The sequence below is a fragment of the Fictibacillus phosphorivorans genome (assembly GCF_001619875.1).
Classification (GTDB): Bacteria; Bacillota; Bacilli; order Bacillales; family Fictibacillaceae; genus Fictibacillus; species Fictibacillus phosphorivorans_B.
The window spans coordinates 659,484-682,013 of the sequence record NZ_LRFC01000023.1; the positions used below are offsets into that span (position 1 = coordinate 659,484).

The following is a 22,530-nucleotide window of genomic DNA, read 5'->3' on the forward strand; positions in this document are numbered from 1 at the left end:
AATTTACACTGTCACATTCTGACTTTATCTTATACTATTGTGGATAGGATGTAAATTTTTCATGAATGAGAAAAATAGACATTCATAAAAAGATTATTACTTTTGTGGCTATTGGTATGTTTTACGGAATGAAATGCGTAGGTTTTACCTGAAAATAAGTGACGACTCTCAAGACCGATACTTTCAATACAACCAAAAAAGAGCGGAAAATCATTCCCGCTCTTTCTTTAATGTTTGATGAGCTTCCTTAACAACCTCATTAATTTTTTTTGAAGTTATGCTCAAAGAATCCGTATTATTCACTTTTCCATGTAGCAAGAATTCAATGTTCCCATCTCCCCCTGTTATTGGTGAAAAACATAGGTCCACTGGATTTATGCCTGTTTTACGGGCAAAATCAACGATCTCTTCGATAACCCTTGCATGAACATTTGAATCTCTGACGATTCCTTTCTTTCCTACTTCTTCTCGCCCAGCTTCAAACTGAGGCTTAATTAATGCGATTACTTCGCCTTCAGGCATTAATTCAACAAGAACAGGAAGTATGATCCGCAGCGATATAAACGATACGTCAATCGTCGCAAAATCCGGTACCCCATTCTCTAGTTGATCTGGAGTCACATATCGAAAATTTGTTCGTTCCATTACAGCTACTCTAGAATCATTTCTAAGCTTCCAAGCCAACTGATTGTAGCCTACATCAATTGCATAAATATAGGTTGCTCCGTTTTGAAGAGCACAATCAGTAAAACCACCTGTTGATGCACCAATATCCATCCCTATTTTATCTTTCACGTCAAAAGAAAAAACGTTTAGTGCCTTCTCAAGCTTAAGTCCGCCTCTTCCGACATATGGAATTACATCACCTTTAACTTGTAAGGGTGCATCTTGTTCAATTTTTTCTCCTGGCTTATCCAACCGGTTCGTTCCTGAATACACAAGACCTGCCATAACAGATCTTTTAGCTTTTTCTCTTGTTTCACAAAGTCCCCGGGTAACAAGCAAAACATCTACACGTTCTTTTTTCATGTAAGAAGACCCTTTTCTGCCTTTCTTTTAACAAGCGCTTTAACGCGGTTAACTAAGTCAGGTGTAGTGATTCCAATTTCTTCTAAAAGCTTTGTAACACTTCCATGCTCAATAAAACAATCCGGTATCCCCATTCTGTCAACGATTACATTAGCATGGTGATCAGCGGCATGTTCTAAAACGGCACTTCCAAACCCGCCTTGAAGAACTGACTCTTCTAATGTAAGAATCGGCATGTTTTGTGCATAAAGTTCGTTCAGCATTTTAGAATCTAAAGGCTTAATGAAGCGCGCGTTGATTACACGTGCAGATATTCCTGACTTGGCAAGGATTTCCCAAGCCTCGATCGCCATAGGAATCGTTGTTCCGAAAGTAAGGATCGCAACATCGTCTCCTTCTTTAAGAACTTCCCATGATCCAATTGGAATATTTTCAAACTCTTCATCCATCGGAACTCCTGATCCGTTTCCTCTAGGAAATCTGATCGCAATAGGTCCGTCATCATATTGAAGAGCTGAATGTACCATATGCTGTAGCTCGTTTTCATCTTTCCCCATCATCAATACCATGTTCGGAATATGACGCAAAAATGCAATATCAAACACACCTTGATGGGTCTCTCCATCTGCACCCACTAATCCAGATCTATCGATTGTAAAAACAACATTCAAGTTCTGTCTCGCAACGTCATGAACCACTTGGTCATATCCACGCTGAAGGAAAGTAGAATAAATGGAAAGCACCGGCTTCATGTTTTGTGTAGCAAGACCTGCTGCCATCGTTGTTGCATGCTGTTCAGCAATTCCAACATCAAACAACCGATCAGGAAAAGCTTTTCCATAATCCACAAGCTTTGATCCGATCGTCATAGCAGGGGTAATCACGGCGATTCTGTCATCTTTATGAGATAATTTTTCCAAAGTTTTGCTTACTACACCACTGTATGATGGGCCTTGCTGCTGTGGTTTAATTTGTTCGCCCGATTCAATCTTATAAGGACCTACACCGTGCCAGCTGTCTTTTTTATCACTTTCTGCAGGTTCGTATCCTTTGCCTTTTTTAGTAAGGACATGAACGATTACAGGACCATTTGTTTTCTTTGCATAACTTAAATTCTCGATTAGGTCTTCCACATCATGACCGTCAACAGGACCTAAGTACGTGTATCCTAGTTCTTCAAAGAACATGCCAGATACTAATAAATATTTCAAACTGTCTTTTACACGTTCTGCAGTGGCAGCTAACTTTCCGCCAAATGCAGGAATTTTACGAATGAGTGACTCTAACTCATCTTTTGCTTTGTTGTACTTTCTAGCAGTTCTCATACGCCCAAGAACATTATGAAGAGCCCCTACATTCGGTGCAATAGACATCTCGTTATCGTTAAGGATGACGATTAGATCTTTCTTTTCGTGACCGATATGATTAAGCGCTTCTAAAGCCATTCCGCCTGTTAACGCGCCATCACCGATAACAGCTATCACTTTATCATCCGTTTTTTTCAAATCTCGTGCTATTGCCATTCCCATAGCAGCTGATAGTGACGTCGAGCTATGGCCAGTTTCCCATACATCATGCTCACTCTCTATCCTTTTAGGAAATCCGCATAGTCCTTTGTGTTGACGAAGTGTATCAAATTTTGATGCTCTTCCTGTAAGGATTTTATGAACATATGCCTGGTGCCCTACATCCCAAATAAATTTGTCTTTCGGACTGTCAAAAACTTTATGCATAGCAAGTGTGAGTTCTACTACACCTAAATTAGGACCTAAATGGCCACCTCTAACTGAAAGTTTTTCAATCAGAAAAGAACGGATTTCACTAGCTAATTGATTTAATTGTGCCGTCTCATAAGTTTTTAAAAAATGAGGATCTTGAATATCTTCCAGGTTCATGGAATATGCCTCTCTTTCCATTAACGCCTTTTCTTCTCTTTTTTTGCAGGCGATAGCAGTTTAATTCTTAATTTTTCCTCTAAAAAATATAATAAACGCCCAACCTGAAAAATAATAAAGGTTGAGTGGTTGATCGCATATGATTTTCCGAGAGCTTTGCCTCCGACAGTAAGAGCAGCTACTACACTCGTGAAGATAATCGAGATCAGATACTCTAAGTTCGTCCCTGATTGATTCCCCATAGAGAGTGTCAGTTCTACTACTACTGCAGCAGAAGCTGTTCCGCTTACAATACCGGAGATGTCTCCTATTACATCATTACAAAAATTCGCTACACGATCCGCGTTTCTTGTAATAATTATAGCATGTCTTGCACCAGGAACCCTTTCTGATGCCATCGCATGAAATGGAACTTCTTTCGCTGCTGTTGAAGCAACACCTACGATATCAAAGAATACGCCTGTTAAAACGATCAAAAAGACGATTCCCATACCGATAGCCCAAGAAACTCCGTTTAATAAAAAGGAGGATACAACTGTAAAAATAGCCGCTAACACAAGAGTGATAACGGCAATGCTTGTACTCCATTTGAGTGTTTTAGAAAAGGAATGCTTCATGCATAACTCCTCTCATTTTGGTCACTTTATGTAATAGGGAGTGGTCACCTAATTAAGTAAAAACTGCGGCTTAGGTCCAGTAGGTTTTCCCAGAAGAGTACGAAATGTCGCCATATTCGCGGTTTCCCTTTACTCTCTTCTTAACGCTGTCGCCAAACGTTAGACTAGATTACCACTTAGTCCGCACTATAATCCCTAAAAGGTGTCAGATTAGAACAGTCTAGGAGTTTTCCTCAACAGCCTCGCGCACATTCCCTAGCCTCTTTTGCAGAGAAGATTTCATATGGTATAAAGCTCATAATCAGCGGCCAACCGATACAGGCTTTTCACACCATAATCCCCTCAAGCTCCACTCAAGGCAGGCTACGCTGCTCGCCTTCACTTTTCCTGAAAATCAAGAAAAGCGGCAAAGCAGGTTCAAACCCCATTTCGCAGTAAGGTCTTTTGAACACAAACCGCAAATATGGGGGCCTCCGCGGAAGAAGGGTCATCGCCCACATGCCATTGTGGATCGCCCTTCAACCTTAACTCCCAGCGTTGACCCAAGGCTGGGCGCCTCAAGCCAATACAAGGAACTTCATCGATGTGCCCTTTGGCGGATTTTTAGGCCCGCCTTCAGGAACGGGGGGCTGACTAGAATACTGCACCACTCCAAAGCAAATAATATCATATCACACTTCCAATTGCTCAACAATCTATTAGTGGTTTCTTTTTATAATGTAGTTAGCAATGGACGCTAATATGCCTGTATTTCCGTTGGTTTTGTCTAAATGTTCCAAAGAAATATGTATATGTTTTTCCATTTCTTTCTTGGCTCCATCAAGACCTAGAATTTTAGGATATGTTGTTTTTAAATTGGCTTCATCACTTCCGACGGGTTTACCTAAATCATCTTGATTCCCCGTTACATCGAGTATGTCATCCTGAATCTGAAATGCGATTCCGATATGACGCGCATAACTTTGCAAGTGTATAAGATCAACATCTGAAGTTTCCGACGCAATCCCGCCGAATAAAACTGAGCACTCTAGCATTTTACCCGTCTTTTTCTCATGGATGCTTTCCAGCTCTTGTAAAGTAAGATCTTTATTTTCTCCCTCGAGATCCTCAACTTGACCGCCAACCATTCCAGTTGCTCCTGCAGCCTTTGAAAGAACCGAAATCATCTTCACCTTTTGTTCTGGAGTCAGTACCGTGTTATTTGTAATCAAGTTGAAGCTTTCCGTTAAAAGAGCATCTCCCGCAAGAATCGCTTGAGCTTCTCCAAACACTTTATGGCTAGTGAGCTTCCCTCTTCTGTAATCATCATTATCCATCGAGGGGAGATCATCGTGTATCAATGAATATGTGTGCACAAATTCTATGGCACATACAGCATCTAAAAATTGAAGAGGATCTTTTTCAAAAGATTCCATGACTGCCAGCGCCAGAATAGGTCTGATCCTTTTGCCTCCAGCTGAGATAGAATATAACATGGATTTCTTGAGGGTTGCAGGAGCATGAAGCTGATTTAAATAGTCGGCCATCTGGTTCTCAACCAATTTCTTTTTATCACGAAGATATTGTTCGAACGCTATCAATGACCTTCCTCCTGAATCACAAAAGGTTCTTCTCTTCCATCTTCATGCATGATCGTATCCATTTTCTTCTCAACATTTTTCAGCTTTGTATGACATAACTTTGAAAGCTTCATGCCTTGCTGATACAAATTAATGCTTTCTTCTAACGGTACATCACCCTGTTCAAGCTTTTCAACGATTTCTTCAAGCTGTACCATCGCTTCTTCAAATGTAAGTTTGCCCGCTTTTTCACTCATTCGTTAAAGACGCCTCCGTTCCCGTGATGTGACAATCGATTTGCCCATCTTTTAACTTTATCGTTAACGCATCCCCTGCTTTTACTTGTTTAACAGACTTAACGAGCTCTTTCTTTCCTTGTTTATACGTCAAGCTATATCCCCTCTCCATAATAGCAAGTGGATTTAGAGATGATAGCCTTGATATCTTAGTAGTGAATTCTTTTTGGTGCTGCCTAATATGGCGGTTCGTCTCTTTTATCAATAACTTATGTAAAGAAACAACTCGTTCGTTCGCTTTTTGAAGCTGTCCTGCAGGTGAAAACAATGATAGTTGACGCTTCATTTGTATCAGCTGGTTTTGGTGCTGATCAACGAAACTTTCAACTGTTCTTTTTAATTTATCCAAGTTTCTATCAAGTTCCTGCTCATTTTGTTTTACAAGCTGAGTTGGGTATTTGAATGCATACGATTTTTGCAGGCGGGACAAATGCTGTTGATGCCCTGCCAAATATTCGTTCATCACTCTTTTAAGCCTCACGTTTCTTTGAAAAAGCCTGTCACTAAGTTCATCTAAGTGAGGTACGGCCATCTCAGCTGCCGCTGTTGGAGTAGGCGCTCTTAGATCTGCAACGAAATCAGATATTGTAAAATCCGTTTCATGTCCAACTGCAGAAATGACAGGCAACTTAGAAGAAAAAATGGCTCGAGCAACGATCTCTTCGTTAAAAGCCCATAATTCTTCGATTGATCCGCCGCCGCGTCCGACAATGAGGAGATCCGCTTTCTTTTCCTCATTAGCTTGTTCGATCGCACGCGAAATAGCTGAAGCGGCACCTGGACCCTGAACAAGAACAGGATATAAGGTAATAGCAGCTAAAGGAAAACGGCGTTTGATCGTTGTAGCAATATCCCTAACAGCAGCACCTGTCGGAGAAGTGATTACACCAACTCCTGATGGAAACTTAGGAAGCGGCTTTTTTTGTGATGAATCAAACAGTCCTTCTTGTTCGAGCTTGAATTTTAAATTCTCATAAGCTTGAAACAAGTTGCCAACTCCGTCTTGCTGCATCGTTTTCACATAAAGCTGATATTGCCCCTGTGGTTCATACACCGAGAAAGATCCTTGAATCAAAACACTCATGCCTTCCTCAGGTCTAAAGTTCAAATATCTGTTATTGCCAGCAAACATAACCGCTGAAACTCTGCTGTTTGCATCTTTTAACGTAAAATACAAATGCCCTCTGCTATGCAGTTTAACATTTGATAATTCACCTTTTACCCAAACGTCTTGCAGATTACCGTCATTTTCAAATAATCGCTTTATATACCGGGTTACAGCCGATATTGGGACATACCGATTGTTGTTTTGCATTAAAGAACTTCCTTTAACTTCTTTCTCCATTTTGAAGCAAGGACCGTATTATTCATCAGCATCGTGATCGTCATAGGACCGACGCCTCCTGGAACTGGTGTGATATGTTTTGCTTTTGGTTTAACGGCTTCATAGTCAACATCTCCACACAATTTCCCATTTTCCTTGCGATTCACGCCTACATCAATAACAACCGCACCTGCTTTTACCATATCTTCTGTAATTAGGTTTGGTTTTCCTACTGCAGCGATTAAAATATCTGCTTGCAATGTTTGTTCACGAAGGTTTTTTGTTCTTGAGTGACAAAACGTTACAGTCGCATTTTCTTGTAAAAACAGTTGTCCTGCAGGTTTTCCAACAAGGTTGCTTCTTCCTACAACGACTACATGCTTGCCAGAAATTTCTTCTCCTGTTTGTTTTACCATCTCTAAAATACCTAGTGGTGTACATGGAATAAACGCGTGATCGTCACCGGCATGCATTCGGCCGATATTAATCGGATGAAAACCGTCTACATCTTTTTCAGGCAAGATGGTTTCAATTACTTTTGATTCATTAATATGTGAAGGCAGGGGGAGCTGTACAAGGATCCCGTCAATTTGCTCATCATTGTTAAACGTTTGAATGTATTCCAATAATTCTTCTTCAGAAATAGATTCAGGAAGTTCAGATAATACAGAGTGCATTCCGAGCTCTTTACACGTTCTTTCTTTTGCAAGTACATATGAACGAGACGCTGGGTGATCGCCTACTAGAATAACAGCTAAACCTGGAGTAGTTCCTTCTTGTTTTAGGTCTTGGATCTCTTTTGCAAGTTGTTCTCTAATCTCTCTCGCAATTTGTTTTCCGTCTAACACAGCCATTCTAAATCCCCCTCAAAAGTAGTTATTAATTATTATTAAGATCTTTAACTATTTTTCCTAGGACACCGTTTACGAAACGTCCAGCTTCTTCACCGCCAAAGATCTTAGCTGTTTCAATCGCTTCATTCAACGTTACGTTCTTAGGGACTTCCTTCATATAGAGCCATTCGTACGCTGCCATTTGCAGAACAACACGCTCTACATTTGCTATTCTTGAAAAACTCCATTTTTCAAGGTAAGGCGTTAGAAAACGCTCGATTTCCTCTTTATTTTCTACCGTACCATGAACCATTTTTGTTAAGAATTCATCAGATGGCTCTCCATCTAATACATGCTCCATAGCTTCATTAACTGATATGTCACTCACTTCAATTTGAAAAAGCGATTGAAATGCCTTTTCTCTGGCAAGTCTGCGTTTCATAATCCGACTTCCTTTCTATTTGCGAACAATTTCTATCTAGCATAATACCATATTGTGAGGAGTGGTTACAATCCGAACAATGGACTTACAAACCCTTCCGAACATTCAGTTTTTTCACCACTCGACTTTTAAATAAATTGAGATTAGAAGCTTAAGACTTTTTTTTAGTAACCCTTTGTAAACCCTTGAGTAGTTGATCTCCGTTACAGGTACTCGCTTTCCGCGGGGCAGGCGGTGAGCCACATTTGTACGTTTCACTCTTAAGTGTCTCACCTGCCCGCCTGTCCTAGCCGAGAGTCTCCTACCTTCCGCTCCAATCAACTTGCATGGGAAGAGAATAAAAAAATAAACGACGATCCCTAGAAAAAAACCAAATTAAAAAGATCAAAGGGAAGGTTACTCACCTCACCCTTTGATCTTTTTAATAATCTACTTCTGGTGCTTCATTCTGTTTTTCTTTTGAATCAAACTGAACGCCCACTACAAATACATTAATATCAGTAGCTTCTAAAGCTGTCATATCTAATAAAGCTTGTCTGATGTAGTCTTGAATTTTTTGAGCAACGTCTGGAATGGCAACGCCGTATTTCATAGATACATAGACATCAATTGAAATACCTGTTTCAGAAAGTTCAACTTTCACACCTTTTCCGTGTGTTTTCTTTCCAAGGCGCTCTACAACTCCGCTTGCAAAGCTTCCTCTCATGGAGGCCACACCTTCAACATCTGAAGCTGCAATACTCGCAATGACTTCGATGACTTCAGGTGAGATCTCTACTTTCCCTAATTCTGATGAGTAACTTTCCATTTCAAATGATAGTTCATTCATCTTTTAACACCTCCGTACTTATTCGCTTTTTGAAGTTAAATCATGATTTTCCAAAAACTTTGTATTAAAGTCACCATTCACAAAAGTCTCATGGTTTAACAGACGCAGGTGGAATGGAATGGTCGTATGAACTCCTTCAATAACAAATTCACTTAATGCACGTTTCATGCGGTCTACCGCTTCTTGTCTTGTATTTCCATATGTGATTACTTTAGCGATCATAGAATCGTAAAACGGTGGAATTGTATAGCCAGGATATACAGCGGAATCAACCCTAACACCCAGGCCGCCTGGAGGAAGATACATTTCGATCTTTCCGGCTGAAGGCATAAAGTTCTTTTCAGGATTCTCAGCATTTATTCTGCACTCAATCGACCATCCATTAAACTCGATGTCTTCCTGTTTGTATCTTAATCTTTCACCAGAAGCTACTTTAATCTGCTCTTTAATAAGATCGATACCTGTAACCATCTCTGTTACAGGGTGTTCTACTTGGATGCGTGTATTCATCTCCATAAAATAAAACTCACCTGTATTGTGGTCAAATATAAATTCAACCGTACCTGCGCCAGAGTATTGAACAGCTTCAGCAGCTTTGACTGCTGCATCTCCCATTTCTTGGCGTTTGGATGGGGAAATGGCTGGAGAAGGCGTCTCCTCAAGGAGCTTTTGAAGACGTCTTTGGATACTGCAATCTCTTTCTCCTAAGTGAATAACATTCCCATAATTATCTGCAAGAACCTGTATTTCTACATGACGGAAGTCTTCAATGTATTTTTCAATATAAACACCAGGGTTCCCGAAGGCAGTTGCTGCTTCTTGCTGAGTAATAGCGATGCCCTTTAGAAGCTCTGTTTCATTTTTTGCTACACGGATTCCTTTGCCTCCACCGCCTGCTGTTGCTTTAATAATTACAGGATATCCAATTTCATTGCTGAGTTCAATTGCTTCTTCCTTGTCCTTGATGATCCCGTTAGAACCCGGTACGATAGGAACTCCTGCATCGGCCATTGTTGCCCTGGCAACATCTTTGATACCCATTTTGTTGATCGCTTCAGAACTTGGACCTACAAAAGTCACATTGCATTCTCTGCAAAGTTCTGCAAAGTCAGCATTCTCAGCCAAAAATCCGTACCCAGGATGGATGGCCTCTGAACCGGTTAGTGTCGCAACACTCATAATGTTTGTGAAGTTTAAGTAGCTGTCTTTTGAAGCAGTCGGTCCGATACAATAAGCCTCATCTGCCAATCGGACATGCAAGGCATCTTTGTCAGCTTCTGAATAAACGGCTACTGTTTCAACACCAAGTTCTTTGCACGCTCGAATAATCCGTACTGCAATTTCACCACGGTTTGCTACTAATAGCTTTTTAATCATAGACATACCCTCCTATTCTGCTTTCACAAGGAACAGAGGTTGTCCGTATTCTACTAATTGTCCGTTTTCAACTAATACTTTAACAATCTCACCATTCACTTCAGATTCGATTTCGTTAAAAAGTTTCATCGCTTCGATAATACAAACAATGCTGTCTTTTGAGACTTGATCTCCTGGTTTAACAAAAGCTTCCTCATCTGGTGAAGACGCAGCATAAAACGTACCAACCATAGGTGAAACGACTTTATGTAGATTAGCATCATCGTCAGCAGCCTTTGTTTCTTGCTTTACTTCCGTATTTTGTTTAACCGGTTCTGCTGCCGGAACTTGTTCTCTCACAGGTGGTGCTTGAGTTACTACAGGCTGAGCTTGTACTTCCTCTGCTTGATAAGAAACTGCTGCTCCATCGTTCTTTTTAAGGACGATTTTAGATCCGTCATTTTCGTATTTAAATTCGTTAATGCTTGATTTGTCAATTAGCTTAATCAGTTCACGGATTTCTTGTATTTTTAGCATGAGATCTCTACTCCTTTTAACAATCCTATCCAGTTTAGATTTTTAGTTAGCACCTTCTATTGTGACTAGGTCTTAACACAAGTAATATACCATATTTCTTATTACATGGATACCTTTGAATCAAGTACAAGTTTATAGTACACGATTCTTATTCATAATGTAAGCGTTTGCGACATGTGTTGTTCATTATTCCTATCATTACCTGTCACAATCAAGTGCAAACCAGTTAAACTTTTAGGTTTTTATAAAATATATCATGAAAATCAGTAAAAATAAAAAAAGCCGGAGATTTTCTCGGCTTTTTTCTCTTTTCGTTTTCATCGTTTATTTAGATGCGTGGTATTCAACGGCTACAGTCTTGCTGCTGCCTAAATGTTCATTAGCTACGTTCATAATCTCTACAACTTCTTTTTTGGATAGTTTATCAGCTTTAACGATTACTTTAATCTGATTGTTCATCGTGCTGACAAGTGCATCATCAAAGCCCATCGACTTGATTAAAGTCTCTACTGTTGATTCTTGCATAGTGAGTGACTGAAGCTCTGTCATTTTCGCCCAAGCATCTGCTTGGACTTCTGCTGATGCATCCTCAGACCCTGCAACTGCTACATAATCTGCACTCATCTCATCGCGAACTTCATCTCGTTCTAGACGAAGTGCTGTAAACAAATCATCATTCGCTACACCTGAAACTGTCGCATCTTTACCTGATTTCTTGCCTGCTTCTAGATAAGCTAGGTCATCTGTTCCACCAGGAGCTGTAATATAATAGACAGATAAAACAATAATCAAGCTAAGCATGGTTAAAAGCCAAACCGTTTGTTTTTTCAATAACATTTGTTTATTCCCCCTCAGGATTTTTTGGTCCTACAAAAATCTGGTCACTTCCAATATCAAAGATTTTTTTAACAAGCTCGATAATCATCGCCTTTGTCTGGATGCTCTCGGCACCTTGTGCTAAAACAGCCACTCCTTTTATCTTAGGTTTTTCTGTTGTCACGATTATCGGCTCTTCTCTTCCATCGTTTGAAATGATAACGACTTTTTCATCTATCTTTTGATCTTCTATTGTTCTGGTGCCTCCATTTTTATCGTTCTCTAAGGTAGTTTGACTTTGTGTGCTGTCATCTGTTACAAACTCTTTTTTCTCTGTTGTGGAAAGCTCAACCCAGACAGAAACTTTTCCTACACCTTGCATCTGTTCTAATAAATCTTTTAGCTCGTTGGAATACCGATCTTCGTATGTCTTAATATTCTTATCTGTCACTTCTTTGGCTTGTTTAAAAACTGCTTGAGATTTCGGTTCTGTTTCCATACCTATTCCATTTAATGCGCTTTTTTGAGCAGGGGAGTCTATCATTTTACTTATAAACATAAGAGAAATTCCCAATAGAAGTAATACAAGTAAGTACTTTTGTTTATTCCCTGCTTTATCACTAAGCTGCAGCCGTTTTTTTATCTGTTCCCAAAATGAATGTTTCATTGGGATAACTCCTCTCCCCCTTCCATTTGCACCTCAACTTGCTGTGAATCTAGCTGCCACTGGCTGGCCAAGAAATACACGATCTCATTAGGAACTTTAAGTTCACGCTCTTCTTGTTTTTGTGAATGAGCGATACTAACTTCTACTTCTGAAACATCTGAGATTTTCGCTTGTTCATGATGTTTGGCCAGTACCACTTTTGCACCCGTAATATCTTCAGGTTTTAACGGCTCTGTACCCATTTCCGTTTGGATTTGAAGATCGACAATTTCTAATTCATACGTCTTTTTCAGCTCCTCCTGAACTTGTTTTTTCATTGGGACAGCCATTTGCTCTAATATATATGCACGTTGTGCGGATTGTATTTCACTTTTATTCTCTTCTATTGAATTTTTTATTTCATTTTCTTTTGCAGCGGCCGGTACATCCATAGCAAGGAAGACTTGATCTAAATCAGAGTTTATCAGTTTGAATAAGGGTGAAAGCATAGCAAGTAGTATGAGAAGTCCTACGACCATTTTGATGTAGCTCTGAAACTGGTTGCCAGGCAATAAGAGTTCAATGACGCCCGCTAATAAGACAAGAATAATAATATTAGTGACCCACTCTGTTAAAAATGCCATCATTCACCTCCTATCGAACCATCAGCGTTACATTGCCGGCTGCAATAATAATCGTAATTGCTAGAAAGAACATGATCGAGACCGTCATAAGTGCTGCAAAGATAAACATGACACTTTTGCCGATAATACCAAGCGATTCTACGATAGGCCCACCCCCTAAAGGCTGTAATAGGGCAGCTGCCATGCTGTATATGAAAGCGAGAATAAGTACTTTGATGGCTGGGAAGATAGCTAATAAAAGCAATAAAAGAGCTCCAATTATACCAACAGAATTTTTGAGCAAGATTGATGCACTCATCACTGTGTCCGTTGCATCTGTAAACATACGTCCTACGACCGGTATGAAATTTCCTGTAATAAACTTTGCCGTCTTAATCGTAATTCCATCAGCTACTGCTGCTGTAGCTCCTTGTACACTCATCACACCGAGGAAGACTGTGAAAAAAAAAGCAAGTGCACCCATGCTAATATTTCTTAATAATTTTGCCAGCTGGGTTACTTTGTGATGTTCAGACATGGTAGAAACAATACTTAATAAGGCCGATAAAAATAGAAGGGGGAGCACAAAGTTTTTAATCAAGAGCCCGCTTGTGTTGACTAAAAATAAAATGACTGGATGAAAGAATGCGACTGAAGCGAGACTTCCTACTGTTGCCATCAAAGCAAGAAGCAGCGGAATGAGCGCAATCATAAAACTAAGCATATTATCGATTGCATCTGTTGCGTAAGAAATCGCAACGTGAAAACTATTCAGTGCTAAAATGATCAAAACCATATAGACAATGCCATAGGCCACTTTTGAGATCGCAGAACGATCAAATGCATTTTGTATCGATTGCAAGAGCATACTGAAAACGGTTAACAATATTAAGGTTCCTAACAATTTCCCGTGAACGGCCAGCTCATGAAACATAAATTTCAAAAGGCCAAGCAAATATCCTTTTAGCGAGAAATCCTTTTCTCCTTTTACAAATTCAAGAAACGTACCTTTTTGACTTTCTGGCAAAAAACCACCATATTCACTAGAGATGCTATCCCAATATTGTTTAATTTCATCAAGCTTCATAGATGAGACTTGATGTTCTACCATTTTTGAAGTAATGGAGCTCGCAGATGCAGATTTTGAGTCACAAAATAGTATAAAAGAGAAGAATACTAGCATAATTAGACTTGTCCGCATCAACATTGTCTGCATCTTTACAACCTGCTTTCTTATTTGGGAATAAGCGTCAGCACGGTTTCAATAATAACCGTCAAAATAGGGATAGCCATCACAAGAATCAGGATCTTACCACCAAGTTCGATCTTAGAAGCGATAGCTCCCTGACCTGCATCACGTGTTATCTGTGCTCCAAATTCTGCAATATAAGCGATGCCAATAATCTTAAGTAACGTTTCTACATAAACCATATTGACGTTTGCATTGATAGCGAGCCGTTGAAGCATCGTTAATACCTGTCCAATCTTATCGATTAAGAACAAGAAGATTCCTGCTCCGACCATAAGTGTAACCAAAAAGGCGAAATTCGCTTTTTGTTCTTTAAGGACTAAGGCTAAGAAAGCAGCGACCAGTCCAAAACCAACAATTTGGATAATTTCCAACCTGGTCCCCTCCTTAACTCTGAAACAAAAAGACTCCTTTTACCTTTTGAAACAAATCATCTAAAAGTGTGATGACCATAAAAAGGGCAACCACAAATCCTAATAATGTTACCCAATGTGCATAATCCTCTTTACCAATCATCTTTAAAACGGTATGAAGCATTGCGACAATTATTCCTAGTCCTGCAATCTGAAATACTGCGTTTACATCCAATCCCATCAGTGAGACCTCCTGTTACATTAAAAGAATAACGATCAAAAGCCCCATTAACACGCCCAGACTTTTGCACATTTTTTCATAGCGTTCTTGTATGTCTCTTGCTTCCTTTTCCTCACGTGTAAGGTGTGCGAGTGTTAACTGTATCTGCTTTTGCTGATGTTCTTTGTCATGTCTGCCTAGTGTTGATCCGAACTGGCGAAGCACTTCTATCTCTCCGACCTTAAAGGATGTTTCTTTTGCCAATACAGCCAGTTGACTGTTCCATGCTTCTTGAACGGTTTGTTCACCTTGTATTAAAGAGTCAGAAATTGTTAGAAAAAAAGAAGATAGAGGCTCTTTTAAAGGTTTTCCTATATGTTGAAAAGCTTCGTGAAGAGGTGTAGACCCGTACATGATCTCGGCCTCTAATGCTTGAAGCGTTACTTTTAATTCTCTTAATTTTTTTGGTCTCTCTCTTACACGCTTCGCCCACTCAAAACCGAATATTGTTGTTGCAGAAAGAATAGCGATTGCACCAATCCAACTCATCATGCTGCACCACCCGTCGATCGGTAGATCTCTTTAAAAGCCCCGTCGTATATCCTTTGTATCGTTCCTGGTCCATTGTTACGGCTTAATAGTACATATCTTTGAAACAACGAAAGACCAGCCAAAGGTTTCATAACAGGTCTTTTAAGAGCATCTTCTAAACTGCTTCCATGTGCAGTGAAAATCATCTGCACCCCCGCGTACATAGCCTCTAATATAGCCTCACCATCTTCTTTTCTTCCAATTTCATCAACGATCAAAACCTGCGGACTCATTGAACGAATTAGCATCATCATACCTTCCGCTTTCGGACAAGCATCTAATACATCCACTCTTTTTCCGAGTGAATGTTGAGGGATGCCTTTAATGGAACCCGCTATTTCTGAACGCTCATCAACGATTCCCACTTTATAAGAAGGAATATTTCTATTGAGTGCGCCACAACTGACTAACCTTGCAATATCTCTCAAAAGAGTCGTTTTACCGGTCTGCGGCGGGCCGATCAGCAACGTATTGAGCCAATTTTTTTCAAATAGATAGGGAAGAAGCGGTTCTGCAATTCCTATTTTTTCTCGTGCTATCCTTACATTAAAAGAACTGATATCTTTTATCGCTTTAACAGTTCCTTGCTCCGTGATCACCTTACCTGCTAGTCCTACACGATGGCCTCCAGAGATCGTGATGTATCCCCTTTTAAGCTCTTCTTCTAACGCGTATAGGGAATGCTGACTTAGACGGTTGAGCAATACTTGAGATTCTTCTGCAAGAAACGGCTTTTCTGACGGGTAGATCGGCTTACCCGAACATAGGATTTCTATTGGCTGTCCAATTCTGACCCTGATCTCCTCAACAGATTGAAGGATAGGAGCCGGCAAGTTTCTTAAAGTCTGCTGAATTCCATCTGGAAAAAGTTTGAAAATAGTTTCCATAACCGTTTCTCCTTTAAAAGGCTATTACTATAAACGTATGGCTTATCCCTATGCTTTATGCCAATAAAGGAAGGTTTAGTAAAACGATTAGAAATACTGAAGTTAAGTTTCAGGGAGAAGTTCATTAAAGAAGAAAGCAAAATCAAATGAATTACTAGTTACATTTGGTGCCGTTTTTTTCAGTGCACACTTAAGTCACTAACTATAATGTCTTGATATCTTCTAAAAAAGCAGAAATCGTATTAATAAATGGGAATGATCTTTCATTTTTTAGAATAGTATGCATGTTCTTGAATGTTTGAAGTTGGATATAGTAAGCATCTTCAACTGACTGAGCGAAACGAGGGACAGTTTGAGCGAAAATGAGGGTACACTGGGCGAAAGGGAAGGGGTTCTGAGCGAAACAGCAGCCTGTATGAGCAAAAGTGTAATAAATAAAGAAACACGTACCGTAAATAACCCTAACTCTTATAAGTAAAACGAATAAAAGAGGCTCACCACTTGCCCCCCTCAAAAAGCGAGCATCGGGAACGGGTTTACGAAACCAGCTCCTACAAAAAAGCCTCATCCCGATTAAAAATCAGGATGAGGCTTTACTCACGATTTAATATTATGCACGTGAAACGTAAGCTGCATTTCTTGTATCAATAACTAGCTTGTCTCCTTGGTTAACAAAGAAAGGAACTTGAACGATCAATCCTGTTTCAAGAGTAGCCGGTTTTGTTCCGCCTGATGCTGTGTCACCTTTAATTCCTGGCTCAGTCTCAGCAACTACTAATTCTACTGTGTTCGGAAGTTCAACACCGATTGTTTCACCTTGATACGTCATGATGTGTACTGTCATGTTCTCAAGCAAGTACTTTAGCTCGTACTCAATTTGAGAAGCTTGAAGTTCGATTTGCTCATAAGATTCATTATCCATGAACGTATGAGTATCCCCTGATGCATAAAGATATTGCATACGACGATTTTCGATATGAGCTTTTGCAACTTTTTCTCCGCCACGGAACGTTTTTTCCTGGATCCCGCCTGTACGAAGGTTACGAAGTTTAGAACGAACAAATGCCGCTCCTTTTCCTGGTTTTACATGTTGGAATTCAAGAACTTGCCAAATCCCTCCATCTACTTCAATCGTTAATCCTGTTTTAAAATCGTTTACTGAAATCATGTTATTATCCTCCTGAATCGTTTAACTAATTGTTAAAAGCGTTTTTGTTGAATGAGTTAGTGATTCGTTACCGTCTTTTGTGATAAGCGTATCGTCTTCAATGCGAACCCCGCCTAATCCTGAAACATAAATTCCTGGTTCTACAGTAACAAGCATCCCCGGCTCAAGAATTGTATCAGACTTCATGGATAGAGCAGGTCCTTCATGAACATCTAAGCCTATTCCGTGGCCAGTTGAATGCCCAAAATAGTCACCAAACCCTTTAGAAGCAATATAATCCCGTGTTAACGCATCTGCTTCCTTGCCCGTCATTCCTGGTTTGATGCCTTTCATGCCTAGCATTTGTGCTTCATAAACAACTTGATAGATCTCTTTAAGCTCATCCGAAACATTACCGATTGCAACCGTACGAGTAATATCAGAACAATAACCTTTGTAGTATGCACCAAAATCCAAGGTTACTAATTCACCAGTCTCAATCTTTTTATCTGAGGCAACACCGTGTGGAAGGGCGGAACGATAGCCTGAAGCCACAATGATATCGAATGATGAAGAAACGGCTCCATTTTTTCTCATGAAAAATTCTAGCTCGTTTGATACTTCACGTTCAGTAAGCCCTGGGCGAATATACTCTATGATATGTGAAAAAGCGGCATCGGCAATGCTTGCAGCATCCTTTACTATCTTAATCTCTGATTCATCCTTTATCAAGCGCAACTTTTCCACAAGCCCCGTTACAGGTACTAATTCTGTCTCCTGTGAATGCAGTTGGCCTTCATATGTACGATAAGAAGAATATGTAACATGATCCTGTTCGAAACCGAGCTTCTGGATCGAGAGTTCTTTCGTTAACTTTGCCACCTCTTCTGGAATCGGAGCAGTATGCATAACGACCCGATACCCCTTAGCCTGTTCAGCAGCCTGTGTCTTATATCGGAAGTCTGTTACCAATATCGCTTCTTCCTTTGTAATTAAAAGCACACCTGAACTCCCTTTAAATCCGCTTAAATAAAACCGGTTTGAAGAAGAAGTGACTAGCAACGCATCAATATCAAACGTTTCAAATAACTCTCTCGCTTTTTCAACACGTCTCATATTGCATCCCCCTTAAAATGATTGTTAAAAGCATAAAGCGCTAATGTATAACTATCAAAACCAAAACCTGAAATCTGTCCGATTGTCACCGGGGCAATAACTGACTCACGTCGAAATTCCTCCCGAGCATGAACATTAGACAAATGGACTTCGATTACCGGGACATCTACACTGGCAATCGCGTCTCTTATCGCATAACTATAATGAGTATAAGCCCCTGCGTTTAAGACAATACCCTGGAATTGACCATCAGCTTCATGAATGAGGTCAATGATTTCCCCTTCACTATTGCTCTGCTTGAATGAAACTCCCATTAAAAGTGTTGCAGATAACGCTTCAAGTTCGTTCTGTAGATCGTCTAATGTTTTAGCACCATAAATGCCAGGTTCCCGTTTTCCCAATCGGTTTAAATTTGGTCCATTAATAATAAGAAAATTTCTGTTATTCATCGGAAACACCTAGCCTTTGCATAAAAAAATAGAATGTTCATAAAACATTCTATCATAGGGGCTGAACATTTGAATAGTTACGAACTTTGTGCAGATTCCTTATTCCCTTGAGCCTGTCCATACCGCTCACTGTATTCAAATGAAATCGAGTATCCCACAAAAACGCCGTATAAGATATAGATACAAAGCGTTGTTGTAATCGTGTTTTTACCTATTGTATTCATAGGTTCTAATCCAGGAAAGATGGGATGAAGCAGATAGAATACAATCGCCCACAACGCAACTCCATATATAATGCCTGCTAACATGGACTTGATTTTTGCAAAAGCATATCGATATGCGATGGCTACAAGAATAGATAGCAAGGCTATGATCAGAATACTAATTAATTGTCCAAGCCACTGAGACTTCCATTTCCCGAGTGCCCATGGTGCTAAAACAAGAGCAGGACCTACTTTTGAAAAATTTAAGTAGTAGGCAATAAAACCAAATGAAGCCCAGATCAGACCGCCAAAAAAACCAACCCCTATCACTCTGCTCATGAACGAGGATTGAGACTCTTGTTTGTCTTGTTCTAATTTTGAATCGCTCATAGACGACCACCTCCAACATTTCTAGTATGTCCACAAAATTCACGTCCAAACTTCTTAACCTTGATCAATCATAATCCGTGTAAAACATGTATAAAATGGGAAAAATACAATCATCCCTTGTGGAGGAATATCCAGCTTTACTGTAGAATAGAAAGTACCTACAATACTTTAGGCTGGGGGTTCAACATGACAAAAGAGAAAAAGCCCGCTTACGGCGGTCAGGCCGTACTTGAAGGGGTTATGTTTGCCGGTAAACACACATACGTTACGGCAATACGAAGAAATGACGATTCCATCGAGTACTTTGAGCTAAAAAAGAAACCTTCTCCTGTTTTATCTAAATTAAAGAAGATTCCTTTTTTACGAGGATTTATAGCCATAATAGAAGCAAGCATGAACGGAACACAACACCTTAACTTTTCAGCTGAACGATTTGGTGTAGAGCCTGGTGAGGAAGACAAAATAGAAGAAGAAAAACCATCTAAATTCACCTTTTTCTTTTCACTAGCGATTATCGGTGTACTCTCTTTTCTATTTGGAAAGTTTGTGTTTACACTTGTTCCTGTATTTTTAGCAGAAGCCTTTCGCTTTATCGTACCAGGGCATTTAGGTCAAAATCTTTTAGAAGGTTTGTTCAAGTTTATCTTTTTATTAAGCTACATTTATTTTGTTTCCTTAACACCGGCAATCAAAAGGGTATTCATGTATCATGGCGCAGAACACAAGGTCATCAATACTTACGAAGCCGGCGATGAACTTACGGTTGAAAACGTGAAAAGACATTCTAGACTTCATTACCGGTGCGGCAGCAGTTTTATCTTATTTACCGTAATCGTTGGTATGTTTATCTATTACTTCTTCCCATCCGATCCGCTTTGGCTAAGAATTTTATGCAGACTTGCGCTTATACCTGTCGTTTTAGGGGTATCTTTTGAAGTATTACAACTTACGAATAAATTAAGAGATGTTCCCGTTCTAAGGTACCTTGGATATCCGGGACTATGGCTACAACTTTTAACAACTAAAGAACCTGATGAAAAACAAATAGAAGTTTCTATCCTTTCTTTTAATGAAATGTTACGTCGTGACGCATCCTATGAAAGTGAAAAAAACGCTAGTCAAATTGTTTAATCATAAGGAGGTGAACCTGTTGCAACAGAATAGCAGAAGATTGCATCCTATCATTTGGTTTGTTATTTCACTTGCTGTTGTAGGAATTCTTTATCAGCTCACTACTTCACCTCGCGATTTCTTTACAACCATTCTGATCGGAGCAGCAGTGGTCGCCGTGTTTTACTTTATCTTTCGGAGAACCTCATCCGGTGTAAACGGCAAATACAGAAAAGCAGTCAAACAGTCGCAAAAGCGGTATGGCTCCAATCAAAAGCCACCTAAAGCATCACCGCTGTTTCCAAACAAAAAGACTGCAAAAAGTTCCGCTCAGAAAAAGAGAACACGTGAACATCATTTAACCGTGATCGAAGGTAAAAAGAACAAGAAAAAAAATCGAGCCTCCTTTTAGGATCAGGCTCGATTTTTGTATGTGGGATGCGCTAAATGAGGATATCTCTTACCTGTAATCCAGTTTTGCAAAAAGTTCTCTGCTCGATCATGACCAAACGTATATAGTTCATTCTTTGCATCTGATGAAAGCTGAAAATCAATGACCGAAACATGTTTAACAGGCATAAAAATAATATCTCTTGCATCATGTGAATCAATATATCTATTATCATGTGCCTGCATCATCGTTTCAAATAAGGCTTTAAACAACTGCACGGCATTCTTTACATTATGTGTTGGTATGTGATCATTAATATACGAACTTAACTGAAAACCTAATACAGGCCGGATTGGAACACGATCTTTTCTTTGGTACAGCCACATTGGAAAGTTGCTTAACACCCCTCCATCAACAATATAGCTCTTCTGTCCAACTCGATTAAATAACTTGATCGGATAAAAAAAATAAGGCAAACTGCAGCTCATTCTTACAGCACGAGCAATGGGAAAACGTTCTGGAAGCAGCCCATATTCTTCAAGATCATCTGGCAATACAATCAATCTGCCTCTTGTAATATCAGAGGCAATAATCTTCAGGCTGCCATAAGGAATATCTGCAAACGTAACAATTCCTCTAGCAGCTAAAAGAGATGCAACCCAGTTTTCCAAATAATCTCCTTTAAACAACCCAAGTTTCCAATACAACTTTATCCAGTTCATAAATGGAATCGGCACAATGGTTTTACTCGTATCAAGAAATTTTCGAAAGTCTAATTGATCAATGATCTCTTTCATTTCTCCTGCCGTATAACCCGCCTTAATTAAAGCGGCCATCAACGCACCCGCACTCGTTCCCGCTACCCTCTCAAAAGTAAGCCCCCGATTTTCCGCTGCTTCAACAGCTCCGATCAAAGAAAGTGCCTTGATACCACCACCAGAAAAAACACCATCAATCCTCATAAACATCTCCTCCACTACTATCTTAATCAGCAGAAGATGTCCTTTATAACCTGTGTATCAAATAAAGTGCTTTTTAATACCTTGTTTGTTATTTGAAATGATGAAGAAATAACTTACTGTCCACCTCTTATTAAATACTGTCGAGTTTTGTACATTTACTGTCCACTTTTCAGTTTTTACTGTCCACATGCACCTAAACAATGAAGTCAAACAAAAAAACAACCATATAAAATTATGATTGTTCTTGTTCTTCATTCTTGGCTTGTACTTGTCGTAATTGCTTTAATCGGCTTTCATCTTCCTCAAAGAACTGGACGAGGTCACCAATTCGGTCAATTGCGTTCCAGCTTAAGTGATGCTCAATTCCCTCAACATCTTGATAGATATTCTCTGGGTCTACACCGATCACCTTTAAAAATTCTTCAAGTAATTCATGTCTGTAAACGAGACGCTTACCTAACTTTTTGCCGTTAGGTGTTAAAACGAATCCTCTGTATTTTTCATAAACGACATATTTGCCTTTGTCGAGCTTCTGAATCATCTTGGTCACAGAAGAGGGATGCACTTCTAGGTTTTCAGCAAGATCTGATACCCTGGCATAGCCTTTCTCTTCAATTAAGGCGTAAATGCGTTCTATATAGTCTTCCATACTTGGGGTTG

General features: G+C 39.7%; 27 protein-coding genes. 2 read left to right on the plus strand and 25 right to left on the minus strand.

The window, feature by feature from the left end; translation table 11 throughout:
- Nucleotides 1-210 precede the first annotated feature (210 nt).
- From AWM68_RS12770 to AWM68_RS12880, 23 genes are all read right to left on the minus strand, one after another.
- The gene (locus tag AWM68_RS12770; protein WP_066242195.1) at nt 211-1,029 is read right to left on the minus strand and encodes a TlyA family RNA methyltransferase; all 819 of its coding nucleotides are present in this window, start codon (nt 1,027-1,029) and stop codon (nt 211-213) included.
- Nucleotides 1,026-2,924, minus strand: a complete 1,899-nt coding sequence (gene dxs / locus AWM68_RS12775) for a 1-deoxy-D-xylulose-5-phosphate synthase (protein WP_066242516.1) — start codon at nt 2,922-2,924, stop codon at nt 1,026-1,028. The genes AWM68_RS12770 and dxs overlap by 4 nt, the downstream gene beginning before the upstream one ends.
- A gap of 20 nt (nt 2,925-2,944) precedes the next feature.
- A complete protein-coding gene (locus AWM68_RS12780; RefSeq protein ID WP_066242198.1) occupies nt 2,945-3,541 on the minus strand; it encodes a hypothetical protein in 597 nt (198 codons plus the stop codon).
- A 698-nt stretch (nt 3,542-4,239) separates the two neighbouring features.
- Nucleotides 4,240-5,121, minus strand: coding sequence for a polyprenyl synthetase family protein (locus tag AWM68_RS12785; protein WP_231868421.1), 882 nt, complete (start codon nt 5,119-5,121; stop codon nt 4,240-4,242).
- Complete coding sequence (locus AWM68_RS12790) at nt 5,118-5,357, minus strand: exodeoxyribonuclease VII small subunit (RefSeq protein ID WP_066242200.1); 240 nt, start codon at nt 5,355-5,357, stop codon at nt 5,118-5,120. Before AWM68_RS12790 ends, AWM68_RS12785 begins: the two co-directional genes overlap by 4 nt.
- On the minus strand, nt 5,350-6,711 hold the full coding sequence (gene xseA, locus AWM68_RS12795) for an exodeoxyribonuclease VII large subunit (protein WP_066242202.1): 1,362 nt from the start codon (nt 6,709-6,711) through the stop codon (nt 5,350-5,352). Before xseA ends, AWM68_RS12790 begins: the two co-directional genes overlap by 8 nt.
- Entirely contained in the window at nt 6,711-7,574 is an 864-nt protein-coding gene (folD, locus tag AWM68_RS12800) for a bifunctional methylenetetrahydrofolate dehydrogenase/methenyltetrahydrofolate cyclohydrolase FolD (RefSeq protein ID WP_066242207.1), read from the minus strand. The genes xseA and folD overlap by 1 nt, the downstream gene beginning before the upstream one ends.
- Nucleotides 7,575-7,599: 25 nt before the next feature.
- On the minus strand, nt 7,600-7,995 hold the full coding sequence (nusB, locus tag AWM68_RS12805; RefSeq protein WP_066242210.1) for a transcription antitermination factor NusB: 396 nt from the start codon (nt 7,993-7,995) through the stop codon (nt 7,600-7,602).
- 421 nt (nt 7,996-8,416) lie between these two features.
- Entirely contained in the window at nt 8,417-8,824 is a 408-nt protein-coding gene (locus AWM68_RS12810; RefSeq protein ID WP_066242213.1) for an Asp23/Gls24 family envelope stress response protein, read from the minus strand.
- 18 nt (nt 8,825-8,842) lie between these two features.
- Nucleotides 8,843-10,201 (minus strand): acetyl-CoA carboxylase biotin carboxylase subunit, encoded by a 1,359-nt coding sequence (gene accC / locus AWM68_RS12815; RefSeq protein ID WP_066242216.1) that lies wholly within the window; start codon nt 10,199-10,201, stop codon nt 8,843-8,845.
- 12 nt (nt 10,202-10,213) lie between these two features.
- Nucleotides 10,214-10,717 carry an acetyl-CoA carboxylase biotin carboxyl carrier protein gene (gene accB, locus AWM68_RS12820; RefSeq protein WP_066242219.1) on the minus strand — a complete coding sequence of 168 codons (504 nt, stop codon included), beginning with the start codon at nt 10,715-10,717 and terminating at the stop codon, nt 10,214-10,216.
- Between the two features lie 324 nt (nt 10,718-11,041).
- On the minus strand, nt 11,042-11,554 hold the full coding sequence (locus tag AWM68_RS12825) for a SpoIIIAH-like family protein (protein ID WP_066242222.1): 513 nt from the start codon (nt 11,552-11,554) through the stop codon (nt 11,042-11,044).
- 4 nt (nt 11,555-11,558) lie between these two features.
- Entirely contained in the window at nt 11,559-12,200 is a 642-nt protein-coding gene (gene spoIIIAG, locus AWM68_RS12830; RefSeq protein WP_066242225.1) for a stage III sporulation protein AG, read from the minus strand.
- Nucleotides 12,197-12,823, minus strand: a complete 627-nt coding sequence (gene spoIIIAF, locus AWM68_RS12835; protein ID WP_066242228.1) for a stage III sporulation protein AF — start codon at nt 12,821-12,823, stop codon at nt 12,197-12,199. Before spoIIIAF ends, spoIIIAG begins: the two co-directional genes overlap by 4 nt.
- 10 nt (nt 12,824-12,833) lie before the next feature.
- Complete coding sequence (gene spoIIIAE / locus AWM68_RS12840) at nt 12,834-14,009, minus strand: stage III sporulation protein AE (protein ID WP_419865587.1); 1,176 nt, start codon at nt 14,007-14,009, stop codon at nt 12,834-12,836.
- Nucleotides 14,010-14,035: 26 nt separating this feature from the next.
- Nucleotides 14,036-14,425 carry a stage III sporulation protein AD gene (gene spoIIIAD / locus AWM68_RS12845; RefSeq protein WP_066242234.1) on the minus strand — a complete coding sequence of 130 codons (390 nt, stop codon included), beginning with the start codon at nt 14,423-14,425 and terminating at the stop codon, nt 14,036-14,038.
- 13 nt (nt 14,426-14,438) lie between these two features.
- Nucleotides 14,439-14,645 carry a stage III sporulation protein AC gene (spoIIIAC, locus tag AWM68_RS12850; protein WP_066242237.1) on the minus strand — a complete coding sequence of 69 codons (207 nt, stop codon included), beginning with the start codon at nt 14,643-14,645 and terminating at the stop codon, nt 14,439-14,441.
- A 15-nt stretch (nt 14,646-14,660) separates the two neighbouring features.
- Nucleotides 14,661-15,176: a stage III sporulation protein SpoIIIAB gene (gene spoIIIAB, locus AWM68_RS12855; RefSeq protein WP_066242240.1), complete on the minus strand. Its 516-nt coding sequence runs from the start codon at nt 15,174-15,176 to the stop codon at nt 14,661-14,663.
- Entirely contained in the window at nt 15,173-16,102 is a 930-nt protein-coding gene (spoIIIAA, locus tag AWM68_RS12860) for a stage III sporulation protein AA (protein ID WP_066242243.1), read from the minus strand. The genes spoIIIAB and spoIIIAA overlap by 4 nt, the downstream gene beginning before the upstream one ends.
- Nucleotides 16,103-16,712: 610 nt before the next feature.
- Nucleotides 16,713-17,270 carry an elongation factor P gene (efp, locus tag AWM68_RS12865; protein ID WP_066242246.1) on the minus strand — a complete coding sequence of 186 codons (558 nt, stop codon included), beginning with the start codon at nt 17,268-17,270 and terminating at the stop codon, nt 16,713-16,715.
- Between the two features lie 21 nt (nt 17,271-17,291).
- The gene (locus AWM68_RS12870; RefSeq protein ID WP_066242249.1) at nt 17,292-18,365 is read right to left on the minus strand and encodes a M24 family metallopeptidase; all 1,074 of its coding nucleotides are present in this window, start codon (nt 18,363-18,365) and stop codon (nt 17,292-17,294) included.
- Nucleotides 18,362-18,814, minus strand: coding sequence for a type II 3-dehydroquinate dehydratase (aroQ, locus tag AWM68_RS12875; protein WP_066242251.1), 453 nt, complete (start codon nt 18,812-18,814; stop codon nt 18,362-18,364). The genes AWM68_RS12870 and aroQ overlap by 4 nt, the downstream gene beginning before the upstream one ends.
- A 77-nt stretch (nt 18,815-18,891) precedes the next feature.
- Nucleotides 18,892-19,407, minus strand: a complete 516-nt coding sequence (locus AWM68_RS12880) for a YqhR family membrane protein (protein ID WP_066242254.1) — start codon at nt 19,405-19,407, stop codon at nt 18,892-18,894.
- 186 nt (nt 19,408-19,593) lie between these two features.
- On the opposite strand from AWM68_RS12880, the gene AWM68_RS12885 reads away from it, so the two are divergent.
- Both AWM68_RS12885 and AWM68_RS12890 read left to right on the plus strand, forming a co-directional pair.
- Nucleotides 19,594-20,538 (plus strand): DUF1385 domain-containing protein, encoded by a 945-nt coding sequence (locus tag AWM68_RS12885; protein WP_066242257.1) that lies wholly within the window; start codon nt 19,594-19,596, stop codon nt 20,536-20,538.
- 19 nt (nt 20,539-20,557) lie between these two features.
- Entirely contained in the window at nt 20,558-20,929 is a 372-nt protein-coding gene (locus tag AWM68_RS12890; protein ID WP_066242259.1) for an SA1362 family protein, read from the plus strand.
- A 2-nt stretch (nt 20,930-20,931) separates the two neighbouring features.
- Here AWM68_RS12890 and AWM68_RS12895 read toward each other — a convergent pair whose 3' ends face one another.
- The gene (locus AWM68_RS12895) at nt 20,932-21,870 is read right to left on the minus strand and encodes a patatin-like phospholipase family protein (protein ID WP_066242262.1); all 939 of its coding nucleotides are present in this window, start codon (nt 21,868-21,870) and stop codon (nt 20,932-20,934) included.
- A gap of 232 nt (nt 21,871-22,102) precedes the next feature.
- On the minus strand, nt 22,103-22,519 hold the full coding sequence (gene mntR / locus AWM68_RS12900; protein ID WP_066242521.1) for a transcriptional regulator MntR: 417 nt from the start codon (nt 22,517-22,519) through the stop codon (nt 22,103-22,105).
- Nucleotides 22,520-22,530: the final 11 nt, after the last annotated feature.

Excerpts from the sequence above, each read along its gene's own strand:
- accB (WP_066242219.1), bottom strand. The coding sequence starts at position 10,717 with ATGCTAAAAATACAAGAAATCCGTGAACTGATTAAGCTAATTGACAAA.
- AWM68_RS12790 (WP_066242200.1), bottom strand. The coding sequence starts at position 5,357 with ATGAGTGAAAAAGCGGGCAAACTTACATTTGAAGAAGCGATGGTACAG.
- AWM68_RS12810 (WP_066242213.1), bottom strand. The coding sequence starts at position 8,824 with ATGAATGAACTATCATTTGAAATGGAAAGTTACTCATCAGAATTAGGG.
- dxs (WP_066242516.1), bottom strand. The coding sequence starts at position 2,924 with ATGAACCTGGAAGATATTCAAGATCCTCATTTTTTAAAAACTTATGAG.
- spoIIIAC (WP_066242237.1), bottom strand. The coding sequence starts at position 14,645 with ATGGGATTGGATGTAAACGCAGTATTTCAGATTGCAGGACTAGGAATA.
- folD (WP_066242207.1), bottom strand. The coding sequence starts at position 7,574 with ATGGCTGTGTTAGACGGAAAACAAATTGCGAGAGAGATTAGAGAACAA.
- AWM68_RS12825 (WP_066242222.1), bottom strand. The coding sequence starts at position 11,554 with ATGTTATTGAAAAAACAAACGGTTTGGCTTTTAACCATGCTTAGCTTG.
- spoIIIAF (WP_066242228.1), bottom strand. The coding sequence starts at position 12,823 with ATGGCATTTTTAACAGAGTGGGTCACTAATATTATTATTCTTGTCTTA.
- spoIIIAE (WP_419865587.1), bottom strand. The coding sequence starts at position 14,009 with ATGTTGATGCGGACAAGTCTAATTATGCTAGTATTCTTCTCTTTTATA.
- AWM68_RS12895 (WP_066242262.1), bottom strand. The coding sequence starts at position 21,870 with ATGAGGATTGATGGTGTTTTTTCTGGTGGTGGTATCAAGGCACTTTCT.
- xseA (WP_066242202.1), bottom strand. The coding sequence starts at position 6,711 with ATGCAAAACAACAATCGGTATGTCCCAATATCGGCTGTAACCCGGTAT.
- aroQ (WP_066242251.1), bottom strand. The coding sequence starts at position 18,814 with ATGAATAACAGAAATTTTCTTATTATTAATGGACCAAATTTAAACCGA.
- AWM68_RS12870 (WP_066242249.1), bottom strand. The coding sequence starts at position 18,365 with ATGAGACGTGTTGAAAAAGCGAGAGAGTTATTTGAAACGTTTGATATT.
- AWM68_RS12880 (WP_066242254.1), bottom strand. The coding sequence starts at position 19,407 with ATGAGCGATTCAAAATTAGAACAAGACAAACAAGAGTCTCAATCCTCG.
- accC (WP_066242216.1), bottom strand. The coding sequence starts at position 10,201 with ATGATTAAAAAGCTATTAGTAGCAAACCGTGGTGAAATTGCAGTACGG.
- AWM68_RS12770 (WP_066242195.1), bottom strand. The coding sequence starts at position 1,029 with ATGAAAAAAGAACGTGTAGATGTTTTGCTTGTTACCCGGGGACTTTGT.
- AWM68_RS12885 (WP_066242257.1), top strand. The coding sequence starts at position 19,594 with ATGACAAAAGAGAAAAAGCCCGCTTACGGCGGTCAGGCCGTACTTGAA.
- AWM68_RS12780 (WP_066242198.1), bottom strand. The coding sequence starts at position 3,541 with ATGAAGCATTCCTTTTCTAAAACACTCAAATGGAGTACAAGCATTGCC.
- spoIIIAG (WP_066242225.1), bottom strand. The coding sequence starts at position 12,200 with ATGAAACATTCATTTTGGGAACAGATAAAAAAACGGCTGCAGCTTAGT.
- efp (WP_066242246.1), bottom strand. The coding sequence starts at position 17,270 with ATGATTTCAGTAAACGATTTTAAAACAGGATTAACGATTGAAGTAGAT.
- spoIIIAB (WP_066242240.1), bottom strand. The coding sequence starts at position 15,176 with ATGATGAGTTGGATTGGTGCAATCGCTATTCTTTCTGCAACAACAATA.
- nusB (WP_066242210.1), bottom strand. The coding sequence starts at position 7,995 with ATGAAACGCAGACTTGCCAGAGAAAAGGCATTTCAATCGCTTTTTCAA.
- mntR (WP_066242521.1), bottom strand. The coding sequence starts at position 22,519 with ATGGAAGACTATATAGAACGCATTTACGCCTTAATTGAAGAGAAAGGC.
- spoIIIAA (WP_066242243.1), bottom strand. The coding sequence starts at position 16,102 with ATGGAAACTATTTTCAAACTTTTTCCAGATGGAATTCAGCAGACTTTA.